General features: G+C 59.2%; 20 protein-coding genes and 2 pseudogenes. 14 read left to right on the top strand and 8 right to left on the bottom strand.

Annotation, left to right across the window (positions count from 1 at the left end):
* Nucleotides 1-24: 24 nt before the first annotated feature.
* The 8 genes from HX851_RS41965 to HX851_RS42000 all read left to right on the top strand — a co-directional run bounded on the left by HX851_RS41965 (nucleotide 25) and on the right by HX851_RS42000 (nucleotide 9,282).
* Nucleotides 25-1,359: an acetyl ornithine aminotransferase family protein gene (locus HX851_RS41965; protein ID WP_177063937.1), complete on the top strand. Its 1,335-nt coding sequence runs from the start codon at nucleotides 25-27 to the stop codon at nucleotides 1,357-1,359.
* Nucleotides 1,360-1,387: 28 nt separating this feature from the next.
* Nucleotides 1,388-2,164: an ABC transporter substrate-binding protein gene (locus tag HX851_RS41970; protein WP_177063938.1), complete on the top strand. Its 777-nt coding sequence runs from the start codon at nucleotides 1,388-1,390 to the stop codon at nucleotides 2,162-2,164.
* Between the two features lie 132 nt (nucleotides 2,165-2,296).
* On the top strand, nucleotides 2,297-4,378 hold the full coding sequence (locus HX851_RS41975) for an oxidoreductase (RefSeq protein ID WP_177063939.1): 2,082 nt from the start codon (nucleotides 2,297-2,299) through the stop codon (nucleotides 4,376-4,378).
* Between the two features lie 10 nt (nucleotides 4,379-4,388).
* Nucleotides 4,389-5,075, top strand: a complete 687-nt coding sequence (locus HX851_RS41980; protein WP_177063236.1) for an ABC transporter permease — start codon at nucleotides 4,389-4,391, stop codon at nucleotides 5,073-5,075.
* A complete protein-coding gene (locus tag HX851_RS41985) occupies nucleotides 5,072-5,791 on the top strand; it encodes an ABC transporter permease (protein ID WP_177063235.1) in 720 nt (239 codons plus the stop codon). The genes HX851_RS41980 and HX851_RS41985 overlap by 4 nt, the downstream gene beginning before the upstream one ends.
* 35 nt (nucleotides 5,792-5,826) lie before the next feature.
* A complete protein-coding gene (locus tag HX851_RS41990) occupies nucleotides 5,827-6,648 on the top strand; it encodes an ABC transporter ATP-binding protein (protein WP_177063940.1) in 822 nt (273 codons plus the stop codon).
* Nucleotides 6,649-6,714: 66 nt separating this feature from the next.
* Nucleotides 6,715-8,043: an aspartate aminotransferase family protein gene (locus HX851_RS41995; RefSeq protein ID WP_177063941.1), complete on the top strand. Its 1,329-nt coding sequence runs from the start codon at nucleotides 6,715-6,717 to the stop codon at nucleotides 8,041-8,043.
* 21 nt (nucleotides 8,044-8,064) lie between these two features.
* Nucleotides 8,065-9,282: a DmpA family aminopeptidase gene (locus HX851_RS42000; protein WP_177063942.1), complete on the top strand. Its 1,218-nt coding sequence runs from the start codon at nucleotides 8,065-8,067 to the stop codon at nucleotides 9,280-9,282.
* Nucleotides 9,283-9,323: 41 nt separating this feature from the next.
* Here HX851_RS42000 and HX851_RS42005 read toward each other — a convergent pair whose 3' ends face one another.
* Nucleotides 9,324-10,190: a MurR/RpiR family transcriptional regulator gene (locus tag HX851_RS42005; RefSeq protein WP_177063943.1), complete on the bottom strand. Its 867-nt coding sequence runs from the start codon at nucleotides 10,188-10,190 to the stop codon at nucleotides 9,324-9,326.
* Between the two features lie 643 nt (nucleotides 10,191-10,833).
* Here HX851_RS42005 and HX851_RS42010 point away from each other — a divergent pair.
* Nucleotides 10,834-11,169, top strand: coding sequence for a DUF6124 family protein (locus HX851_RS42010; RefSeq protein ID WP_256262745.1), 336 nt, complete (start codon nucleotides 10,834-10,836; stop codon nucleotides 11,167-11,169).
* An 89-nt stretch (nucleotides 11,170-11,258) separates the two neighbouring features.
* Here the strand turns inward: HX851_RS42010 and HX851_RS42015 are convergent, their stop codons facing one another.
* From HX851_RS42015 to HX851_RS42040, 6 genes are all read right to left on the bottom strand, one after another.
* Nucleotides 11,259-11,648, bottom strand: a complete 390-nt coding sequence (locus tag HX851_RS42015) for an HNH endonuclease (RefSeq protein ID WP_177063193.1) — start codon at nucleotides 11,646-11,648, stop codon at nucleotides 11,259-11,261.
* A gap of 80 nt (nucleotides 11,649-11,728) precedes the next feature.
* Nucleotides 11,729-13,330, bottom strand: a complete 1,602-nt coding sequence (locus HX851_RS42020; protein ID WP_218173482.1) for a gamma-glutamyltransferase family protein — start codon at nucleotides 13,328-13,330, stop codon at nucleotides 11,729-11,731.
* Nucleotides 13,331-13,386: 56 nt separating this feature from the next.
* Nucleotides 13,387-13,782 (bottom strand): RidA family protein, encoded by a 396-nt coding sequence (locus tag HX851_RS42025; protein ID WP_177063191.1) that lies wholly within the window; start codon nucleotides 13,780-13,782, stop codon nucleotides 13,387-13,389.
* Between the two features lie 20 nt (nucleotides 13,783-13,802).
* Nucleotides 13,803-14,579 (bottom strand): ATP-binding cassette domain-containing protein, encoded by a 777-nt coding sequence (locus HX851_RS42030; protein WP_177063190.1) that lies wholly within the window; start codon nucleotides 14,577-14,579, stop codon nucleotides 13,803-13,805.
* Nucleotides 14,580-15,260: an amino acid ABC transporter permease gene (locus HX851_RS42035; protein WP_177063189.1), complete on the bottom strand. Its 681-nt coding sequence runs from the start codon at nucleotides 15,258-15,260 to the stop codon at nucleotides 14,580-14,582.
* 57 nt (nucleotides 15,261-15,317) lie between these two features.
* Entirely contained in the window at nucleotides 15,318-16,187 is an 870-nt protein-coding gene (locus HX851_RS42040; RefSeq protein ID WP_177063188.1) for a substrate-binding periplasmic protein, read from the bottom strand.
* A 271-nt stretch (nucleotides 16,188-16,458) separates the two neighbouring features.
* On the opposite strand from HX851_RS42040, the gene HX851_RS42045 reads away from it, so the two are divergent.
* Both HX851_RS42045 and HX851_RS42050 read left to right on the top strand, forming a co-directional pair.
* Nucleotides 16,459-17,844, top strand: coding sequence for an aminotransferase-like domain-containing protein (locus tag HX851_RS42045; RefSeq protein WP_177063187.1), 1,386 nt, complete (start codon nucleotides 16,459-16,461; stop codon nucleotides 17,842-17,844).
* A 410-nt stretch (nucleotides 17,845-18,254) separates the two neighbouring features.
* Nucleotides 18,255-18,511 (top strand): annotated as a pseudogene (locus tag HX851_RS42050) (XdhC family protein); the annotation flags it as partial.
* 49 nt (nucleotides 18,512-18,560) lie between these two features.
* On the opposite strand, the gene HX851_RS42055 reads toward HX851_RS42050, so the two are convergent.
* Nucleotides 18,561-18,980 (bottom strand): molybdopterin-dependent oxidoreductase, encoded by a 420-nt coding sequence (locus tag HX851_RS42055; protein ID WP_256262746.1) that lies wholly within the window; start codon nucleotides 18,978-18,980, stop codon nucleotides 18,561-18,563.
* Nucleotides 18,981-19,526: 546 nt separating this feature from the next.
* Here HX851_RS42055 and HX851_RS45515 point away from each other — a divergent pair.
* The 3 genes and pseudogenes from HX851_RS45515 to HX851_RS42065 form a co-directional block, all read left to right on the top strand.
* Nucleotides 19,527-20,297: pseudogene (locus HX851_RS45515) on the top strand (MCP four helix bundle domain-containing protein); the annotation flags it as partial.
* Between the two features lie 126 nt (nucleotides 20,298-20,423).
* Nucleotides 20,424-21,152 (top strand): methyl-accepting chemotaxis protein, encoded by a 729-nt coding sequence (locus HX851_RS45520; protein WP_438362385.1) that lies wholly within the window; start codon nucleotides 20,424-20,426, stop codon nucleotides 21,150-21,152.
* 135 nt (nucleotides 21,153-21,287) lie between these two features.
* Nucleotides 21,288-21,938 carry a hypothetical protein gene (locus HX851_RS42065; RefSeq protein WP_177063944.1) on the top strand — a complete coding sequence of 217 codons (651 nt, stop codon included), beginning with the start codon at nucleotides 21,288-21,290 and terminating at the stop codon, nucleotides 21,936-21,938.
* Nucleotides 21,939-22,469 lie beyond the last annotated feature (531 nt).

Here is a 22,469-nt window from a genome sequence, read left to right on the forward strand (position 1 = left end):
CAGAAGTAACAGAGGACAACGCACGTGCATAACACCTACAACAAGCATCTGCTCACCACCCTGCCCGGCCCCAACTCCCTCGCCATGATCGAGCGGGACAGCGCCGTCGTCTCACCGTCCTATCCGCGCGATTACCCATTCGTGATGAGCCATGGCAAAGGCGCTGAGGTCTGGGATGTGGACGGTAATCGCTTTATCGATTTCGCCAGCGGCATCGCGGTGTGCTCCACCGGCCACAGCCACCCGAAAGTTGTCCAGGCCGTGAAGGATGCAGCGGACAAATTCCTGCACATTTCCTCCGATTACTGGCACGAAGAACAGGTGCACTTGGCAGAGACTCTCAATCGCCTGTCACCTTTCGGTGAACCGGCCATGACGTTCTTCTGCAACTCCGGCACCGAGGCCGTTGAGGGTGCGATCAAGCTGGCCCGCTACGTCACCGGGCGTTCGCGGTTCATCGGTTTCATCGGTGGGTTCCACGGCCGCACCATGGGTTCACTGGCGTTCACGGCGAGCAAGTACACGCAACAGGCGGGGTTCTTTCCCAGCATGCCGGGCGTCACGCACATTCCCTATCCGAACAACTACCGGCCCCTGCTGGCGGGCGAGGATCAGGGCGCAGCAGTACTCGACTACCTGGAAAACGTGTTGTTCCAGAGCAACGTTCCGGCCAATGAAGTGGCGGCGATTCTGCTGGAACCGATTCAGGGTGAAGGCGGCTACCTGGTGCCGCCGGGCGGTTTCCTCGAAGGCTTGCGCGAGTTATGTGATCGCCACGGCATCCTGTTGATTGCCGATGAGGTGCAATCGGGTGCGGGACGTACCGGCAAGATGTTCGCGTGCGAGCATTGGGGCCTCAAGCCGGACATCATCACCCTCGCCAAAGGCCTCGGTTCCGGGTTGCCGATCGGCCTGGTTACGGCGAAAAAAACCATCATGCAACAGTGGAAACGAGGCGCCCATGGCAACACCTACGGCGGCAATCCACTGTGCTGTGCGGCGGCGTCGGCGACGCTGGAGCTGGTCGAAAACGGCTTCATGCAGAACGCCGCGCAGATGGGCGAGTACTTGATGGGCCGTCTCGGCGAATTGCAACAACGCTACCCGGACCTGATCGGCCAGGTGCGCGGCAAGGGCCTGATGATCGGTATCGAGCTGATCACCGACCGCACCAACCGCAAACCGGCCAAGGCTTTCGCTGACCGTTTGCTGCATACCGCCTACCGCAAGGGCTTGCTGCTATTGACCTGCGGTGTCAGCACCGTGCGCTTGATGCCGCCCTTGATGATCGACAAAAACCTGTGTGACGAAGCCATCGAGTTACTCGACGCGGCACTGGCTGAAACCCTGAACGACTGACCACCATCACTCTCCGAGGAACGTAGACATGAAGAAGCTGCACGGTGTATTGGCTGTTGTGTTGAGTCTCGCGGCACTGACCGCCCAGGCCAGGGATTGGCAGGACATTCGCCTGGCGACGGAGGGCGCCTACAGTCCGTTCAATGAAATCGGGCCGGACGGCAAACCGAGGGGCTTCGACGTCGACATCGCCAACGCTCTTTGTGAGCAAATGAAGGCCCGCTGTACGTGGGCGATTCAGGATTGGGACGGGATGATCCCGGCGCTGCTGGCCAACAAGTACGACGCGATTGTCGCCTCCATGACGATCACGCCGGAGCGCCAACAAAAAATCGGCTTCACCGACAAGTACTACACCTCCTGGGTGCAACTGATCGCCAAGGCCGGGGCGCGCTTTGACGCGGCGCAACCCGCGACACTCAAAGGCATCCGCATCGGCGTGCAGCGCGAAACCACTCACGAAAAATTCGCCAATGAAGTACTCGCCAAGGGCGGGGCCGAGATCGTCAGCTACCCGTCGCTGGAAGAAGCCTTTATGGACCTGAAAAACGGCCGGCTGGACGCCACGCTGCAAGACACCATTCCGGGCGTCGAAGGGTTCCTGAAGAAACCGGATGGCCAGGGGTTTGCACTGGTCGGGCAACAGCTCAACGACCCGCGGTACTTCGGTGATGGCCAGGGCATCGGCCTGCGCAAGGAAGACGATGATCTGCGCCTGGCCATGGACAAGGCGCTCAAGGAAATCATCGCCAACGGCACGTACGAAACCCTGCGCAAAAAGTACTTCGACGTACCGATCCTCTGATCGCTGGCGGGCACTACCTGCGCCCGTCCGTGCAAGAGCAGTCGAGCGTCGAGCGGCTGCTACTGCACGTTTAACCGGTTAGTCCGAACAATAAGAACAACGCGGCTGCGTGATCAGCCGGAGGGTTTTGCCGTGTCTCGCGATCCACGTTTCAACATCCTTTTCGAGCCTTTGAAGATAGGCCCGGTCACGGCGAAGAATCGCTTTTTCCAGGTACCGCACTGCAACGGCATGGGTTGGACGCAACCGCGCGGGCTCGCGCAACTGCGTCGGATCAAAGCCGAAGGCGGTTGGGGCGTGATCTGTACCGAAGAAGTAGAAATCCATCCGAGCAGCGATTGCTCGCCTTTTCACGAGGGTCGCCTCTGGAGCGACCTCGACATTCCGGCCCTGGCGCTGATGACCGAAGCCGTCCACGCCTACGGCGCACTGGCCGGCATCGAAATCATGCATCACGGCCCTTCATGCGCGAACTACGACAGCCGCGAGATTCCCATCGGCCCGTCGCACCGCCCCATCACTTACAATGCGCCGGTGCAGGCCCGCGCCATGAGCAAAAGCGACATTCGCGAACTGCGCCAGTGGCATCGCCAGGCTGCATTACGGGCCAAACGCGCCGAGTTCGACATCGTCTACGTGTACGCCTCCCATGATCTCGGCTTGCCGATGCACTTTTTGCAGCGCCGCAAGAATGATCGCTACGACGAGTACGGCGGCAGCCTGGAAAACCGCGTGCGCCTCCTTCGCGAACTGATCGAGGACACCAAAGACGCCGTGGGTGATCGTTGCGCCGTCGCCGTGCGCCTTGGCGTCGAGGAATTGCTGGGGCCGGACGGCATCGTCAGCGCCGAAGAAGGTCGCGACATCATTGCGATGCTCGCCGAACTGCCCGACCTGTGGGACGTCAACGTCAGCAGCTGGGCCAATGACAGCGTGACCTCGCGGTTCAAACAAGAGGGTTATCAGGAAGAACACACCGCATTCGTCAAATCCCTGACCAGCAAACCGGTGGTGGGCGTAGGCCGTTTCACCTCGCCCGACACCATGGTCAGCCAGATTCGCCGTGGCGTGATGGATTTCATCGGCGCGGCCCGACCTTCGATTGCCGACCCGTTCCTTCCGAACAAGATCAACGAGGGCCGCACCGATGATATTCGCGAATGCATCGGCTGCAACATCTGCGTGTCCAGTGACTATTCCAGCTCCAACCTGCGCTGCACGCAGAATCCGACAATGGGGGAGGAATGGCGGCGCGGTTGGCACCCGGAAAAAATCCCGGCGCGCGGTTCCGACAAGACGTTACTGGTCGTCGGTGCCGGACCGGCAGGGCTCGAGGCCGCATTGGCCGCTGCCAAGCGCGGCTATGAAGTGCACCTGGTTGAAGCCGGCGCAGAGTTGGGTGGGCGGGTTTTGCGCGAATCCGGCCTGCCCGGTCTGCACGAATGGGGGCGGGTTCGCGAATGGCGTATCGGCCAGTTGTTACCCATGACCAATGTCAGCATCTACCGCATGAGCCCGATGAGCGCCACCGACATCCTCGAATTTGGCGCGGGCCACGTTGCGATTGCCACCGGTGCCTACTGGCGTCGCGATGGCATCGGCAGGGCAAATGGCTGCGCCATCCCCGGTTTTGATTCGCCCGGTGTGTACACGCCGGATGACCTTATGGCAGGGCATCTTCCGGAGGGTCCGGTAGTCATTTTCGATGACGACCATTACTACATGGGCAATGTCCTGGCAGAACGCTGTGTCGAGCTGGGCCTGCAAGTGACCCTGGTCACCCCTGCCTTGCAGGTTGCCAGTTGGGCTGGCAACACCCTGGAATCGACCCACATCCTGAAGCGCCTGATGACGCTGGAGGTTGATCTGGTCCGGCATCACAACATCATCCGCTTCGAGTCTGGTCGCGTGCATCTGCGTTGCGAGATCAGCGGGCGCACGCAGGTGCTGGCCTGTCAGTCGCTGATCAACGTCACCGCCCGCCTACCCAGGGATGAACTTCATGAAGCGTTGCTCGACCAGGGGGCTGCGCTGAGCGAAGCGGGCATCAGCACGGTCAGTCTGATTGGCGACAGCCTGGCACCCGGCACAATCGCTGCGGCGGTGTATCAGGGTCACAAGTTCGCACGATATCTGGACAGCGACCTTGCGCCCCACGAGTACGCACGCGAGCTTCCGTTGATTTGCATGCCTGTGCCCCTCTGTGAACAGTGAGAATACGAACATGCTTTATGGATATGCGGACAGCATCCTTGCGGGCGCCCTGGTCACGATCAAAGTCGGCGTGTTTTCTTTTGCCGTTGCGTTGGCGCTAGGTTTGCTGGTCGCCAACGCCAAGCTCTCAAAACACCGCTGGCTGGCCTGGCCCGCCACCGCCTTCACGTCGGTGATGCGCAGCGCACCGGACTTTGTCTGGTTGTTGTTTCTCTACTACGGCGGGCAGACCGCGCTGAACCTGCTTGGTCAGCGCATGGGTTTTCAGGCGATCGATATCGATGCCTTCGCTGCTAGCGTCATCATTCTCGGGGTGATCTATTCGGCATACCTCGCCGAGACCTTTCGCGGCGCCTTCCTGGCGGTCGACAAGGGCCAGGCGGAATCGGCGCAGGCATTCGGCTTCAACACGCTGCAAATCCAGATGCACATCGTCGTGCCGCAAATGATGCGCTTCGCCCTGCCCGGCATCAGCAACAACTGGCTGGTGATGCTCAAGGCCACCGCCATCACGTCGATGGTCAGCCTGAACGAACTTATTTTCCTTTCACGCTCGGCCGGTAAAGCCACCGGCCACGGCCTGGAATTGCTGATCGTCGCGGCGCTTATTTATCTGCTGCTGAGCACGGTCTCGGTTGTCGCCCTCAGATTTATCGCTGCGCACTATGCCGCTGGCAGCAAGGAGATCACCTTATGAACTGGCATGTCGTGTTCGATAACCTGACACTGTTTCTGTGGGGCGACGGTACCCGCACTACGGGCCTGCTGCTGACGGTCGAGTTGTTCATCACGTCACTGGGGCTCGGCCTCGTGATGGCGATTCCCCTGTCGTTGTTGCGCGTGTCGAGCAACCCGCTTTTGCGAACGCCGGTCTGGCTGTTCACCTACCTGTTTCGCGGGACACCGCTGCTGGTGCAGATCTACATCATCTATTTCGGCCTCGCCGAGATCAGCTGGATCCGCTCCAGTTGGGCCTGGACGTATCTACGCGAGGCCTACATCTGCGCATGGCTGGCGATTGGCTTGAACACTGCGGCCTACACCATTGAAATCCTGGCGGGCTGCATCCAGAAAACCTTCCACGGCGAGATCGAGGCGGCTCGCGCCATGGGCATGAGCCGGTGGACGCAGATGCGCCACATCATCCTCCCGGGTGCGATGCGCCGGGCAATTCCAGCGTATAGCAACGAAGTGGTGTTGACCCTGCATTGCACCGCACTGGCGTCCAGCATCACCTTGCTTGACCTCGCGGGGGTCGGCCGCTCGATCAGCATGCGCTACGCCTCGCCTTACGAAGCCTATATCGCCGCGTTGGTGCTCTACGCCTTGTTTACCGGCCTGGTGTTCCTGCTGTTTCGCCTTGCCGAAAGCAAATGGCTGGCGTACCTGCGCCCTCGGTCAACCCATCCATGACAAGACAGCCAGGCATGGCTGCAAAGGTGAACAACATGTCCAAACTCCAGGTCAACGACCTGCACAAACGCTATGGTCAGCACGAGGTGCTAAAGGGTGTTTCGCTGACCGCCAATGCCGGTGATGTGATCACCCTGATCGGCTCCAGCGGCTCAGGCAAAAGCACCTTCCTGCGCTGCCTGAACCTGCTGGAGCAACCGCAGTCCGGCGAGATCATCTGGGATGGCACGCCCATCGCCATGAAGCGCGCCCGTGACGGTAGCCTGCAGGCCAAGGAAGCGCGCCAGTTGCAACGTCTGCGCACACAGCTGTCGATGGTTTTTCAGAGTTTCAATTTATGGGCGCACCTCAGCGTGCTGGAAAACGTCATCGCCGCGCCGATGCGCGTGCAGAAACTGAGCCGGGCCGAAGCCACGGAAAAAGCCCTGCACTATTTGAACAAGGTGCAGATGGACCCGGCGCGGTTCGCTCATAGCTACCCGTCGCAGCTCTCCGGTGGCCAGCAGCAGCGCGTCGCGATTGCCAGGGCGCTGGCCGTAGAACCGGAAATGCTCCTGCTCGACGAACCGACGTCCGCCCTTGACCCGGAACTGGTCGGTGAAGTGCTGACGGTCATCCAGAACCTGGCCAGCGAGGGACGCACCATGATCATGGTCACCCATGAAATGAGCTTCGCCCGCGAGGTGTCCAGCCAGGTGATCTTTCTGCACCAGGGCCGGATCGAGGAGCAAGGCGCGCCCGCGAAACTGTTCCGCTCGCCAGCCAGCGAACGACTCAAGGCTTTCCTCGGGACGTCGCTGCGCAGCCCTGAACCCTTTGCCACGCCTGAAAATAAACCATTTGCTTCATCAATCTAAAAAATAAAACAACCGAGACAAGTCGCGTTAAATCCCCATGACGGGTGACGCCAAGGAAGTGTCCGTATGACTCATATTTTTCACCGAAATCCTGCCCTGACATTGCCCCTCGCCGTGCGTGGCGAGGGCTGCTACTTGATCGATGCCGCCGGCCAGCGCTACTTCGATGGCTCCGGCGGTGCGGCTGTGTCGTGCCTGGGCCACAGGCATCCGACGGTCATCACGGCGATGAAGCGGCAGATGGAAACGCTGGACTATGCCCACACCAGTTTTTTCAGCAGCGAGCCGGCGGAGCAACTTGCCAGCCTGCTGGCCGGGCAAAGCCCCGCAACGCTGGGCAACGTGTACTTTCTGTCCGGCGGCTCGGAAGCCATGGAAACCGCACTGAAAATGGCGCGCCAGTACCACGTTGAGAACGGCCAGCCTCAGCGTTGTCACTTCGTGTCCCGTCGCCAGAGCTATCACGGCAACACCCTCGGTGCGCTGGCCATCGGCGGCAATCTGCCACGGCGGACGTTGTACGAGCCGTTGCTGATGAAGACCACTCAGGTCTCACCCTGCTTCGCCTTTCGCTACCGCATGGCCAATGAAAGCGACGCTGATTATATCGAGCGCCTGGGCCTGGAACTGGAACACACCTTTGTTGAATTAGGCCCCGAGTCCGTGGCGGCGTTCGTCGCCGAGACGGTGGTGGGTGCGACCTCCGGCGCGGTAGCGCCAGTGCCGGGTTATTTGGCGCGGATGCGTGAAGTCTGTGACCGCTACGGCGTGTTGTTGATTCTCGATGAAGTCATGTGTGGCATCGGTCGAACCGGCAGCTATCACGCCTTCGAACAGGAAGGGGTGGTGCCTGACCTGTTGATTCTGGCCAAGGGCCTCGGCGGAGGTTTTCAACCGATTGGCGCCGTCATGGCCAGCGACCAAGTGGTGCAAACCATCAGTCGCGGCAGTGGCAGCTTCCAGCACGGCCACACCTACGTCGGCCATCCGATCGCGTGCGCCGCGGCCCTGGCGGTGCAACAGGAAATCATCGGGCAGAACCTCTGCGCCACCGTGCGCAGCAGCGGCGAATTGCTCGGCGGGCTGCTCAACGAGCGCTTCGGCAATCACGCGCACGTGGGTGATGTTCGCGGCCGTGGCCTGTTCTGGGCCATCGAACTGGTGCAGGACCGCGACGGTAACCGGCCGTTCGCGCCGGGCTTGCGCCTGCACGCAAAAATCAAACAGGCCGCCCAGGCGCACGGCCTGCTGTGCTACCCCGGCGGCGGCACGGTTGATGGCGTCACGGGGGATCACGTATTGCTCGCCCCACCCTATATCAGCACTCAAGAACAACTGGCGTTCGCGGTCGACACACTCGCCGTGGCGCTGGATGAATCACTCGCCCTTCAATGACAACCACAAGAGGCATAAGCAATGAATCACCGTTATCTGAACTCTGTGCTCCTGGCTTGCGGTGCCGCCCTGCTCAGTCAGGCTGCGCTGGCTGCTGAACCACAACGCGCCCGGGACCTGGGCATCCCCTTTGAAGGGACGCCGGGGAAACTCAACGCCATTACCGACGTCGCCGGCGTGGAAGTCGGCCAGGTCACCCTCAACAGTGGCGAGGGCAAACTGGTGCCAGGGAAAGGCCCTATACACACCGGGGTGACCATGGTCATCCCCCGTGGCAAGGCGTCGGTGAAAGCGGTGAACGGCGGTTTTTTCAACCTGAACGGCAATGGCGAAATGACCGGGCAATCGTATTTGCAGGATTTCGGCCTGGTGTACGGCCCGATCGGCATTTCCAACACCAATGCCATCGGTCCGGTGTATGCGGGGATTACCGAATGGTCTGCCAAGACGTTCGGCAATGCGATCTGGCCGGTGGTGGCGGAAACCTGGGACGGCCGCCTCAATGACATTGAAGGCTTGCACGTCAAGCCGGAGCATGCGATCAAGGCGATCGAAGTGGCCAAGGGTGGCGCCGTACAGGAAGGCAACGTGGGCGGCGGCACTGGTATGGTGTGCTTCGGCTTCAAGGGCGGCATCGGTACGTCATCGCGTGTGATTGAGGTCGATGGCAAGTCGTACACCGTGGGTGTGCTGGTGCAATGCAACACCGGGCAGCGCGACACCTTGCGCGTAGCGGGGGCGCCGGTCGGCCAGGAGCTGGCGCAAAAATGGCTGGGCTGTTTCCAGCCGGGTGTTGCGGCGACGGACAAAACACCGCATTGCCTGAAAAGCGGCGATGGCGGTGCCCCGAGCAAGGATCAAGGCTCAATCATCATCGTAGTCGCCACTGACGCACCGCTGCTGAGTACCCAGTTGAACCGCATCGCCAAACGCGCCTCGATGGGGCTGGCTCGCATGGGTTCGTTTGCAGGGAATGGCTCGGGTGACATCATCGTGTCGTTCTCGACAGGCGACGCCATCAACGATGTCGAAGAAGAAAATCCGGTCACGGTTACCCAGTTTCCGAACGACAAAATTGACCCGGTGTTCAATGCCACCGTGCAGGCTACAGAAGAAGCCATCACCAATGCTCTGGTAGCGGCTCGCGACATGACCGGAATCAACGGTTACACGTCATACGCCCTGCCCCACGGCGAACTGAACGCAATCCTGAAAAAATACAATCGGCTGCAGCCCTGAGGCCAACCTCAAGCACCTCTGCAGGGAGGTGCTTGCAAGGTTTATTCGACGTAAACGCTGAACTGCTTGAGTTGTGCTTCGCTGTTGGCGATTTTCTGCAGGCTGTCTTCACTGCCATTGGCGACCAGCAAGGCCGCCAGCGTCTGGGACACCGCCAGCGCGGGAACCACCGAAGGGAAAAGCGATGGTGTGGCGTTGCGCACCACAATCAACACATCGGAAGGCGCCGCTACCGGCGATACCGGGCTGTCGGTGATCGCAACGATTTTGGCCCCGTGTTCGCGGGAAAAATGCACCGCACGCAATGCGTCCTGCGCATAGGGGTGATAGCTGAACACCACCAATGCGTCTTCCGGGTCAATGCGCCGTAACTCATCGGCGAACGCACCGCCAATGCCGCTGAGCAAGGTGGTGTTATTGAGAAACATGCCACAGACATAACTGAAGTAATACGCTGCGGGAAAGAGACTGCGCAAGCCAACAACATAAATATGCCTGGCGCTGGTCAATAAGCTATGTGCCGCCAGAATCTGCTCGTATCGTTCAGGGCTGAACGTGTCTTCCAGGTTGGCCTGCTCGGCACTTAGCATCTCGCTGATCAGCCCGGTATTTTGATCGCCCTTCGAACGTTTGCGCAGCCCGTCAGCGCGCTGAGTGAACATCGAGTCGCGCTCCGTCAACCAGCGTCGAAAACAATCGCGCAGCTCTTCATAACCACCAAAACCCAACTGCCGAGCCAGACGCAGCATCGACGCTGGTTGTAACTTAGCCATACCGGCCACCGTGCGCATCGACTGCAAGGCAACTTCGTTGGGATGGTCAAGAATGAAGCGCGCTGCACGCTGGAGTGTCGGTGTAAGCGAGTGAAAGGTTTCTTCAATGAGCTTGTCTAGTTGGTGCTTATCCATAGATCGCTTCGCCCCTAATTTCTCACGAATTCTAACATGCAGTGAGAAATCAACGGCACATTTCGTCCTCAACGACACACCGGCAACTTCAGAAATCAGCTGACTGGACCGCACTATTCAGTGTCTGAATCTCCGGCACCCTTATGCATGCGAACTTTGGCGATGAGCCATTAGAATCAACAACTCCAGCCAGGTGGACCGGTACCCATTGCTGCGCATTCAGCCGCTGAACGGGCCCTGATCTTGTAGATGGTCAATGACAGCTTCTGACCGATTCTGTTGAAAAAATCGGCCATGGTTTGCGCAGCAAAAAGTACGCGTTCGAGATTGAAATCTTTACTTTTGGCAGAGGCATCCGGACTCAGATTTCACGTAGCAGCGTGCAAAAATAGCGTTTTCACCGCTCAATGCACGGGCAGTCGGCCCGGGTCGACTTTTTCAACAGAATCGGCCATTTTCAGCCGGTCACGACCGGCTGAAAACGACCCATTGCTGCAGGTCAGCAGCGGCAGAGGGACCGTACTGTAGGCTTCTCTTCTGGGCTTGTACCGGTCGCGTACGATACTGTCCGAGTAGCCCCCCCGACCCGCCGCCCTGCAGCACTTCCAGTGTCGCGGAAAAAGCGGCCTACCTGAGCAAGGTCATGCATGACTCTTTGGCCCAGGTCCAATCAAAGCCCCCGCACAATGCAGAACCCGTACTGCTCGAAACACTCTCCACTACGGCGTTCAGAACCGTCGAGTCCGAGGCCTCGTCTGCCCCACCGCTGTTCTCGGTCCAACCGGGCATCACCGCCAAGGTTGCGCTGACCCAAGTATCGGAATTGCTCAGGTCCGCCGAGCTGAATGCCGATGAAATCTGTCCACGCCTGGAGGCTTTCGAGCGGGATCTGCTGATGGGGCTGATTCACTCCGTGACATTGTCCAGGACGGTGGTGGATGCATTGCTTGATGGGCCGGGCGTGCCATCGCACACCTGAACCTCGTGATCGGCAGGCGCGATACCGCGGCTGCCGATCACTGTCACGGCTCACCCACCTGGAATGACAGAAAGGCGGTTGGCCAACGCCTATGCCTGCACTCCGAAATGCATCTCGCGATGGCAGTTTGGGCACAGCGCCTGCGCGTTATCCACGGAGTCGTCACCGCCATGCGCCAGTTGCACAATATGGTGTACTTCCAGGTAGGGAGTACCGTTTGAAGAGCGCCGGAAAGGGGCCGGCTTGGCGCACGCCTCACAAATGCCCTGGGCCCTCAACAGCACCTGCACGACGACATCCGGGTTCCGGTCATAGCCCGGCATCAAGCGCAGGCCCGCATTGTTGATGGTTGCCTTCATGGGCGTGCCAGAGCGCAAGTGCGCGTACCCATTGAGATAAGCACTGGCCGTGTGCCCCGCAAACCCATAGCGAGTGATGAGCTCGTCGGACGCGGCCTGAAACGTGATCTCGTTTCGCATGAGCCGCTTGGCGAGCGCGAGAGCCACGAGAAGACGGTGCAGGCACTGCCCCTCGCTTGAAGGAGGGGCAACTTCAGCCTCTAGAATGCCGCAACCGCGCCATCCGAGCGTGGGTCGGCGCCACCTTCCAGGCTGCCATCCGGGTAGCGCAGCGCACACCCGGCATGCCCGCAGACCTCGTCAAAAGCGTCGAGCATTTCCACCTGATGGCCCTTGCTGCGCAATTGCTCGACGGTCTCGGCAGGAAAACGGCTCTCGAGTTTCAAGCTGTCCGATGATTCACCCCACGTTCGGCCAAGCAGCCAGCGTGGCGCGCTGACCGCGGCCTGCGGGTTCAGGCCATGAACCACCGTGCGAGTGAATACGGCCGACTGGCTTTGAGGTTGCCCGTCGCCGCCCATGTTGCCGTACACCATCGTGCGCCCGTCATTCAGATGAGCGAGTGCCGGGTTGAGGGTATGGAAGGGTTTTTTGCCGGGCAGCAGACAGTTGATGTGCGTCGGGTCAAGCGAGAACGACGCGCCTCGGTTCTGCCAGTTAACGCCGCTGTCGGCGAGCACCACGCCCGAGCCGAATTCGTGATAGACGCTCTGGATCATCGACACCGCGTTGCCCTGTTCGTCTATTACCCCCATCCATACGGTGTCCGCCGGGCCCTTGCCATTGCCCCATGCCGCAGCCACCTGCGGGTCGATGACGTCTGCCATGCCTTGCAGTGCTTGCGGGGTCAGAAAACTCGCGGGATCGACGCTCATGTGCAGAGGGTCGGTGATGTGTCGGTCGCGCACGTTGAAGGCTTGTTTCACCGCCTCCACGGCGCTGTGCACATAGGCTGCGCTCAGGTGGTCTGCATCACTGTCCTTCAGACGATCCATGATGCCGAGGATCATCAGGGACACCAGGCCCTGGGTGGGCGGCGGCATGTTATAGACCTGCCCCTGGCTGTGGGTCAGTTGCAGCGGTTGGCGCTCCACCGCGGCATGGGCATGGAAATCCTCCAGGCGCAGAGGGCTGCCAATGTGCTCAAGCTCCCTGGCCATGTCGGTGGCCAGGTCTCCCCGGTAGAAATCACTGAGCCCCTGGCCGGCCAAGCGCTCCAGGGTGTCGGCGAGCCGGGGCTGGCGGAACAGTGAACCAACCCCGGGCACATCGCCGTCCGGCAAGAAGACAGCCGAAAAACCGGGAACCGATTGCAGCTGCGCTGACTTTGCCACCGTACAGCGATGCTGGCTGGCGGTCACGGGCACGCCCTGGCGCGCATAATAGATGGCATCACCGAGCAGGCGTGACAACGGCAGTCGGGTCGGCATGTACCGACTGGCGACCTCAAGGCTGCGCTCCCAGGCACTGACCGTGCCGGCCATCGTTAATGCAGCGCTCGGCCCGCGGAACGGGATCGTTTTTTGGCCGGAGTAAAAGTCTCGACTGCCCGCCTTCGCCGCAGCGCCGCAGCCTTCGACTCCGATAACCTGCGGCCCTTCAGGGGTTGCGATGGAGAGCAGCCAGAAGCTGTCTCCGCCGATCCCGTTCATGTGTGGATAAGCGGCTGCAATGGTTGCAGCGGCTGCCACCATCGCTTCAATGGCATTGCCGCCTTCGCGCAATACCGCAAGCGCCGATTGCGAAGCCAGGGCATGCGGTGCAACCGCCATTCCCCGACGGCCTCTGACAGGATTTTGCATATCACTACCTGAGAAAAAAGGAGCCGTAGCCACGGCCCCTTCGGTTCATAAAACGCTCAAGGACGGCGAGCGATAAAGTCGATTTCCACCAAGGCCTCACGGGCTAGCCCGGTGGTGCCGATGCAGGTGCGCGCCGGGCGCTTGCCGACCGGGAAGTAGTTGGCATAGAGCGCGTTGAACGTCTCGTAATGACCATAGAAATCCGTGAGGAACGCCCGTGCCGACACCACGTGTTCCAGGCCCAGGCCCAGGCCTTCAAGCACCACCTTCAGGTTATCGAAGGTTTTATGGGTTTGCGCCTCAATGCCTTCTGGCAAGGGCGAGCTTTCGTTGCCCGGATCAATCGGCAATTGCCCGGTGACAAATACCCAGCCATCGACCTCGCAGGCATGGGAAAACGGAGCGACCGGAGCCGGCGCGCCAGCGAACATATGAAACAGTGGAGCTGACATTAAAGAACCCTCTATGCACGTTAAAAAGCTTGTAGAAAACGTGAGACCAACTCGTCGTGCTGGCCGTGAAAAAAATCGTGGGTGGCGGCTTCGACACGAATGACGCCGCCTTGCAGAAAGTGCACGGTGTCGGCCACCCGCTCGACAAACCCCATGTCGTGGGACACGGTGAGCGCGGTGCAGCCGGTGTCTTTCACATAGCCGCGAATCAGGTTGAACACCCGCAGGATATTTTCCGGATCCTGATTGGCGGTGATTTCGTCGAACAGCAACACATCCGGGCGCAGGCATATCGCCCGAGCAATCGCCACGCGCTGACGCTGCCCACCGGACAAGGCGCCGACGTCTTTGTCCGCATGCTCCAGCAGCTCGAGTGCGCCCAGCAGGTGCTGCGCCCACTCGTTGGCCTCCCGACTTGAACGGCCTGCCAGCTTGACCTGCGGGTGCACGAGGTTTTCCCGCACGCTGAAATGCGACCACAGGTTCGATTGCTGGAACGCCACGCCAATCCGGCGACGCTCCTGGGGTCCGAGGCGCATATCGACGCCATGCTCGATCGCCCCTCGGCGACTGTCCAACGCCATGGCGACGTACCCGCCGGCGATCGGCTGCAGCCCGGCAATCGAGTTGAGCAAGGTGCTTTTACCTGCACCGCTTGGCCCGACCACCACGGCAATCGAGCCGGCCGCCACTTTCATACTGAGGTCGTTGAGCACCGCCGGTGCGTTGACCTGCGCCTGACCGTGCGACGCGGCGTAACGGGCGGTCAAACGGGTTATTTCAATTCCGGATGACATTTAATTCCTCTCCACGAACACGCGATCTTCATAGCGTTTTGCGAGCAGCGCGAAGGGAATGACCACCAGCGCGTAGCACAGCGCGACCATGGTGTAGACCTCCAGCGTCTTGTAGGTCTGGTTGATCACTTCCTGCGCGGTATTGATGATCTCGAACACACCGATCACCGACGCCAGCGACGACATCTTCAGCGTCGTGTAGTACTGCCCCATCAGCGGCGGTATCGAATTGCGCACGAAATGCGGTAGCGAGAAGTACAGGAATGTCTGCAGCGAGGTGTAGCCCATCGCCCGCGCGGCCTGCATTTCGCCGCGCGGCATGTTGCGCAGGCTGGAACGGAAGATTTCCGCGGCGAAGGGCGACAGGTTTATCCCCAGCGCCAGGATGGCCGTCCAATAGGAGCTGATATTGATGCCCAGCAATGGCAAGCAGTAATACATCCATACCAGTAGCACCAGCGCCGGAATCGACAGCTGCAGATAGACGAACAAGGTACTGAATGCCCATAGAGGCGTGAGTATCAGGCCACGCTTATCGATAGCGCGGGCGGCCCCCATCAGCACCCCGAGCACCGTGCCCAGCACAATTGCCAGCAGCGAGATTTCCAGGGTCAGGACGATGCTCTTGGCAAACACCCAGCGAAATGCCCAGACCGCGCCAAAATCGAATGAATAATTCAACGTTGATTCCTCTTGCCGACCAACGGATACGCGTCAATACACGTTGGCCGGCAATGACTATTTGAGGGGCTGTACGGTGTTGGCCGGCATCAGGAACGGCACGGTGGCGTATTCCGGCTTGGCCATGATTTGCGCCATGCGGCCGGTGCTCTGCAGGTAGTCCAGCGAGGCATTGAGGAAGTTCAGCAGCGGTTGGTCTTCGGTGCGCACGGCCCAGGCGATGGGTTGGATGTTCCACGGTTTACTGGCGAACACATCGATCAGGTCGGGGTTCTTCGCGGTGTAGGACTTGACTACGTAGTGGTCCGAAAGCGCCACGTCGGCACGTTGCGACGATACTTCCATCAGCGCGGATGTCAGGTCGGCCGACTTGATCACTTTCAATGTGGCGTGGGTGAAGCGCGACTTGGCGAAGTCGTAGCTCTGCTCGCCCGAGACCACGGCAATGGTCAGGCCCGGCTGGTCGAGTTGCATCACGTCGGTGATGTGCGCGAAACGCTCGTCGCCCTTGCGGGCCACGGCCGAGTTACCCAGGTAGAAAATCGGTTGTGTGAAGGCCGCCGCAGTGGCCCGCGGGATGGTCTTGAAGGTGCCGGAAATGCTGATGTCGTATTTGTGCGCCTTGAGCCCCACGGCAAAGTTGGCCCAGTCAGTGGCCACATAAGTGATGTTTTCAGGCGGGATGCCGGCTTCCTTGGCAATGGCTTCAATCACGTCCGGGAAAAAACCCACGATCTTGCTGGTGGCCAGGTCGCGGTGTGTGAGGTCATCGTAAGGGATGTAGCCCACTGTCAGTTTTTTCTGGCTAAGGATGGTCGACAGGGTGTCATCAGCGTAGGACGCGCTGCTGAATAACAGTGCGCCCGCCACCAGTGCGGCGCACAGACGACGGGTAGTACGAGCGTAAGCGGAAATCGCGAAGTTCATGGTCGTTCCTCACTAGGGTTAGCTTGAATGCAGACAATTCAAGATTGACTGCATACAAGCGAGTACCGTGCCACTTACAAAAGTCCGGATAGCCTGGATTCATTGTCTGTAAAAGGCATTTTTTTCTTCGGACAATCCGGCTTTTTCAGCAAAAATTCTCGATTTTTATTGCCCCAATACTGCACACACCCGCACCAAAAAAGTCATCCATTACAAAGCACACATTTAGGATATTGTATGTATCGATCCTACCTGACGAGGCCACGCTTCAATGACATTCAGCATTACCCACGCCCTGCACCTGCCTGGCCCCCGTTACCTGGCAATTGCCGACACCGTTCAGCGCGCGATCAACCTGAGCGAGTTGCTGCCCGGCGACCGCCTGCCCACCCATCGCGAGATGGCGCAGCAATTGAACGTGGATGTGGGCACCATCACCCGTGCCTATGCGGAGCTGAAACGACGCGGGTTGATCGCGGGCGAAGTCGGGCGCGGTTCATTTATCCGACACCCCAAAGCTGAAGCGCCCGACACCCTGGGAACGGCGATGGGCGAGCGATTTATTGATCTGTCCCACAACTTTCCTTCCAGCAGCCCGCAGAACCCCGAGCTGCGTGACATGGCCGAGGCGTTGCGCGGGCAGTTTGACCTGCCTTCGCTGATGAGCTTTCAGGCCGATGTCGGCCACGCGCTGCACCGCGCAGAAATCGCGCGCTGGCTGGCGGGTTTCGGGATGGACGCCGCACCGGCCGACATTGTGCTGACGGCCGGCGCACAACATGCGTTGCTGCTGGCGCTGCAGGCGACCACCGAGGCCGGGGATATCGTGCTGGCGGAGCGTCACACCTATTACGGCGCGATATCGGCCTGCTCGATGCTGGGGCGAACCATCGAAGGGGTCGACACCGATGATCAGGGCCTGCTGCCGCAAGCGCTGGATGCAGCGTGCCGACGTACCGGATCCAAGGTCCTGTATTGCATGCCGACCTTGCAGAACCCGACCACCGCGACCATGAGCCGTGACCGGCGTGAAGCTATTGTCCAGGTGTGTAAAAAGCACGATGTCACCATCATCGAAGACGATGTCTATGCCTTCCTGCTGACCGAGCCGTTGCCCACGCTCTGGTCTTACCTGCCCAAACAGACGCTGTACATTTCCAGCCTGTCGAAGATCGTCGGCCCGGGACTGCGGGTCGGTTTTGTCGCCACTCCCCGGCAGTGGCAGGGACGAATCGGCGCCGCATTGCGCTCGACCACATTGATGGCGCCGGCGCTGATGGTGGAGCTGTCCACGCGCCTGATGCGGGATGGGGTGATGGCCCGTATGGCAAGCGCCCGTCGAGAGCAGGCACGTGACCGCCAGCGCTGGGCCCGCGCCATTCTCCCGCCGGAGCGGGCAGTCACCCACCCGGAGGCGTTTCACATTTGGCTCAAGACCGGCCCGTCGTGGAGCTCCACCGATTTCGCCGCCGTTGCCCGCGAGCGCGGGGTAGGCGTGGCGGCGGGCAACCTGTTTTCCCTCGACCCGGCGCGCAGAGAGAATGCGGTGCGCATCTGCGTGTCGGCCGCCAGCGATCAGGCGGCATTAACCACGGCGCTGGGTACGTTGATGGAGTTGCTTACGGATGGCCCACTGCTGGGGGGAGCATTGGTTTGATCGCGACCAACGCCCTCACCCATCGGGCCACTCAACACAGCAATAATCTTCGAGCAGGAGCGGCCTTCCTCGGCCTCAACTTTTGGCGTCTAAACCCGCCTTCGTGGCACCTCGTCATCAGTCCACTGGCTGTTGGTCGTCCTGCAAGTCCATCCCAGTTGATAGCCTGCGATCAATCGTCAGTGCCACTTCATTACCCCGAGGTGGCCACGTTCAGGAGATTGGTCATGAGCAACAGATCAACTGCATTGATCGTTGGCGCCTCCCGCGATCTGGGTCTAGCGCTCGCCGAGGAATACTGCACCCGTGGCGGGTAGGTCATTGCCACCTGCCGTGGCAGCTCGCAAGGGCGGACCAAATTGCATCGACGCTTTGGCGCTTCACTCGAGATCGAGCAAGTCGACACCGTCTACATCGGCCAACTCGGGCCACGAAACCGAACCGAAAGACTGCTCGCCCACATCCAGGCCCCTCCCCTCTGCTGCCGGGACTGGCCAGGCTTCATGACCCCATGGGCCTGGACGTCGGTGGAGACGGCCCGGAGTCCGTGGCGCTAGAGGTGCTGACGGAAATAACCGCTGTGCTCAATGAGCGCAGCGGCCAAATGTTGAAGTGGCGGGAACGTCCGATCCATGATTCAGAGCTGCGCATCACAGCCTCAAACTGATCGCGCAGCATTATTCAGAAAGATCGATCCGACTCAAGCACTGGCCAGTTTACGGGGATCGACAGGCAACTTGCGCAGGCGCCTGCCCACGTTGATCGACACTCACCTGCGCCACTTGAGCGGCATAAGTACCGAAGCAGAATGTCAGGGCGACACCCCTGCCATGACCCTTTTCCAGGGGCGTTCCCCACCCTGAGTTTTGCGCGACAGCCTCCAGCACTTTGCGCGCCCGAGGGTGCTTTTCCAGCAGTGCAAGGCGATAGGCCACGGGGTCTTGGCCGGCACTGCTGGCCAGTTCATCGATGAACCCTTCGACCATGAACACGTTTTGCGTATGCCCGACACCTCGCCAGAAACCGGTGGTAATTCCTGCAGGCGGCTCATGCCGGATGTAGCTGACACCGATATTGGGAATAATCGTAGGGGCCACTCGGGTCGCGTATGGCGTCGCCATCGTCGAAAACGACATTTATGCCGACCTGGATCCTTCCGGCCAGCAGACGCTGAGTCCCCTCCCAAAAGCGAAATATTGCACCGCATTGAGGTAGGGTAATACCTACCAAAACCACCGGAATGACCACCCCAAAATAAGCACCGCCCGATGGTCAGTCGCTGCGACTGGTTAGTATGATTCTCGACATGAAACGCTGGCTCCAGCATTGTTTGACGAGTCGAGTCATCTGCAGGAAAAACCATATTGTGAACAGACCAACCTGTTGGCGCTCAATGCTGCGGGTGCAAACCAGGCCAGCACTTCGAGCCAGGATCTATCGTGCCTGGCTATTTCGTTCAATAACCTGGTGAGCCAATTCAGGCTTTAAGTCCGGGAAGCTCCACTTCCCAGAAGAGTCAGTGGCGTACATCGATACGTTGAATAGTGATGCAAGGACAGTCCTTAAGCGCATGGAATATGCTGAATGACAACTTCATCATTTGAGCCGACACCTGCGTGGTTCGGACGGGCTACTCCAACCTCTAACACGTCGAAAACGCAAGCATTTACTTGGAGTGATTTATGTTTCTCAGGGCACTCAACCTCGCACCTCGTTCGATTTTATGCTTCGGATCTTTCTGCCTGTTGATTATTGTCATTGGGCTGCTCACATTGATACAAGCGTCCGCATTGAATAATGCAGAAGACTTGGTCGAAACCAACATTCTTCCGACTATCGAGATACTCGGAGAGCTTGATAAAAACTTCATCAGCCTTCGCCCTCACAATGCCAACTTACGTAGCACGCTCGAAACTGAAGAAATCAAAACCCAGAGCCTGGATGCCATCGCGACGTTATATTCCAGCACTCAGAAAAAAATCAAACTCCTGTCAAAACTAATCTCCCCCGAAGGAAAGGCGGCGTTCAATGAGCTCGAAGCCAGCATCCGGGACTTCAACGCCATCGAAGAAAAATACCTGGTCTTTATCAATGGCAACGACTTGATCGGGGCCAACAGATTCACGGTGACGGACGTGCGACCAGGCATCGACAAGGTGTCCTCCGGCATCCAGGCACTGGTCAAGCTGGGTGAGATCAAAGCCAAAGAGGCCGGTAAAGCAGCCGATGCTGTCTATCTGCAGACGCAAGTCATGGTCAGCGTGTTGATCGTCACGTCGTTGCTTGCGACGGTGCTGCTGGCGTGGCTGTACACCCGCAGTGTCACGGTTCCGCTGGGCCAGTCCCTCGAGATTGCCAGACGTATTGCCAACAACGATTTCAGCCAGTCCATTGTGGTCAGCGGTTCCGATGAACTGGCCAAATTGCTGGCAGCGCTGGTTACCATGCAGACCAACCTGCGCGAGACAATTACTCAGATTGGCGGGTCATCGACGCAGTTGGCCGCCACCACCGAGCAACTGTACGCGGTGACGGAGGATGCCTCCAAAGGGATGATTCGTCAGAACAATGAAATCGAGATGGCCGCCACGGCCGTCACCGAGATGAGCGCTGCGATCGATGAAGTCGCCAGCAACGCGGCACTGGCCTCTGACGCGGCGACCCGGTCCAGCGCGAGCGCTTCGAGTGGTCGTAGCCGCGTTGATGAAACCCTCTGCGCTCTCGGCCTGATGGTCTCGAGCGTGCGTTCCACCTCCAACGAGGTCAAGCGGCTGGCCGTCATGGCCGTGGACATCAGCAAGGTGCTGGAGGTGATCCGCGCCATATCCGAGCAGACCAACCTGCTGGCCCTGAACGCGGCGATTGAGGCCGCGCGTGCCGGAGAGGCTGGCCGTGGCTTCGCCGTGGTGGCGGACGAGGTACGGGCGCTGGCCCATCGCACTCATGTCTCGACCCGGGAAATCGAGCAAATGATCGCCAACATCCAGACCGGGACCGGTAATGCCGTGGCGTCCATGGACCAGACCACCGTGCAGGCGGAAAACACCTTGCGCCTGGCGGAGGCGGCGGGTCAGGCCCTGGCAGAGATCACCGAGTCGATCACGCAGATCAACGAGCGCAACCTGCTAATCTCGACGGCTGCCGAGGAACAGGCGCAGGTCGCTCGAGAAGTGGACCGGAACCTGATCAGCATTCGCGACCTGTCGACGCAAACCGCTACCGGCTCACACCAGACTGCCATTGTCAGCGGCGAGTTATCGAAGCTGGCCGTGAGCCTCAATCATTTGGTTGAACACTTCAGGCTGTGAACTATGCGGGGCTCGGCAGCTTGAATAAAGCCGCTCTCCGTACCCGGTAGTTTTGAGAAGACACCCAGTACGCGTCGAGAACCAAAGGCTCAACGGCCCCGAGATCGCGCTCAATTTCGATGAGATCCCCCCCATATGACGAAGTCCCTGAGATTCCAGACGCTGATGTTATTGAGTGCCTGCCTCGCGTTGATATTGTCGATCAGTTTGGCGTGGCTTTACTCCCTGTCCAGCAACTTACAGGACTATAGAGACTTGATTGAAGGGCCATTAAAGGCATCGCACCTGGCCGACGAAGCCAATTTACAGTTCAAGCTGCAGATGCAGGAGTGGAAGACCATCCTCTTGCAGGGCAAGAACAACTCCGCTGATTATCAGGAGCATTGGAGCAAGTTCGAGAATCAGGAACATCAAGTACAAGACGCCCTCAAGCGCTTGCGTGTACTCGATGGCATCGATCCGGCAGTGAAGGCCCGGATTGACAAACTGAGCGAGGAGCACCGTGTCCTGGCTAACGCTTATCGCAAAGTCAGGGATGCCTTCGTTACCACGAGCGCTGACGCGATGACGACTGATCAGGCAGTGATCGGTATCGATCGCACCGTCATCAACCAGATGAACCAGTTGGTAATAGACCTTCGCAACCAGAGCAACGCGCAATCTCGCGATATTCGTACTGACGCAAGCCAGACCATTCTGACGGGCACACTGGCGATATTAGTCTCGGCGCTGTTATTAGGCACCTTCACCTTATTATCGTCACGCCGACTTCGCAGGACAATTTAATAAGCGAGACCACTTAAGATTATTTTTAATTGCAATGAGGAAACATCATGTCTTGGAATCCGCGCCATCTATCAGCAACACAGTCACTGACCGCATCACAAGCTCGAATGATAGATATACAAGAATGCCTGAGCCATCTTGAACTAATACCCTGCGACCCTGATGCAGCCAGATCTTTAGTTGGGCACATAAGGTGGCTAGCCCTGTCAGCCGACACCGCGCTATTAGCATCGACGAGTATTTTTTTCCTAGAGCTCCACAAATTAATAAGCACACCGAGCATCGAAAAAAAACTGCAAGGCGCCACGCTGCAAATACTTAAAAAATGCTGCAACTTACTGGCATGGCAATTGGAACTCACAAACCCTCGCACGGGCATTTTGCAAATGGATAGACTGGAAGAGATGATTCTGCTTAGCAACTTGAAACTATCCCTAAAAGGGGATCCACCTCCACCTGCCCCTCAAAAATAAAAAGCTGTTTAAATTAATAACAACATATCGCAACCATTAACACCAACCTCTGTCATGA

The organism is Pseudomonas gingeri, assembly GCF_013385635.1.
Lineage (GTDB): Bacteria > Pseudomonadota > Gammaproteobacteria > Pseudomonadales > Pseudomonadaceae > Aquipseudomonas > Aquipseudomonas gingeri_A.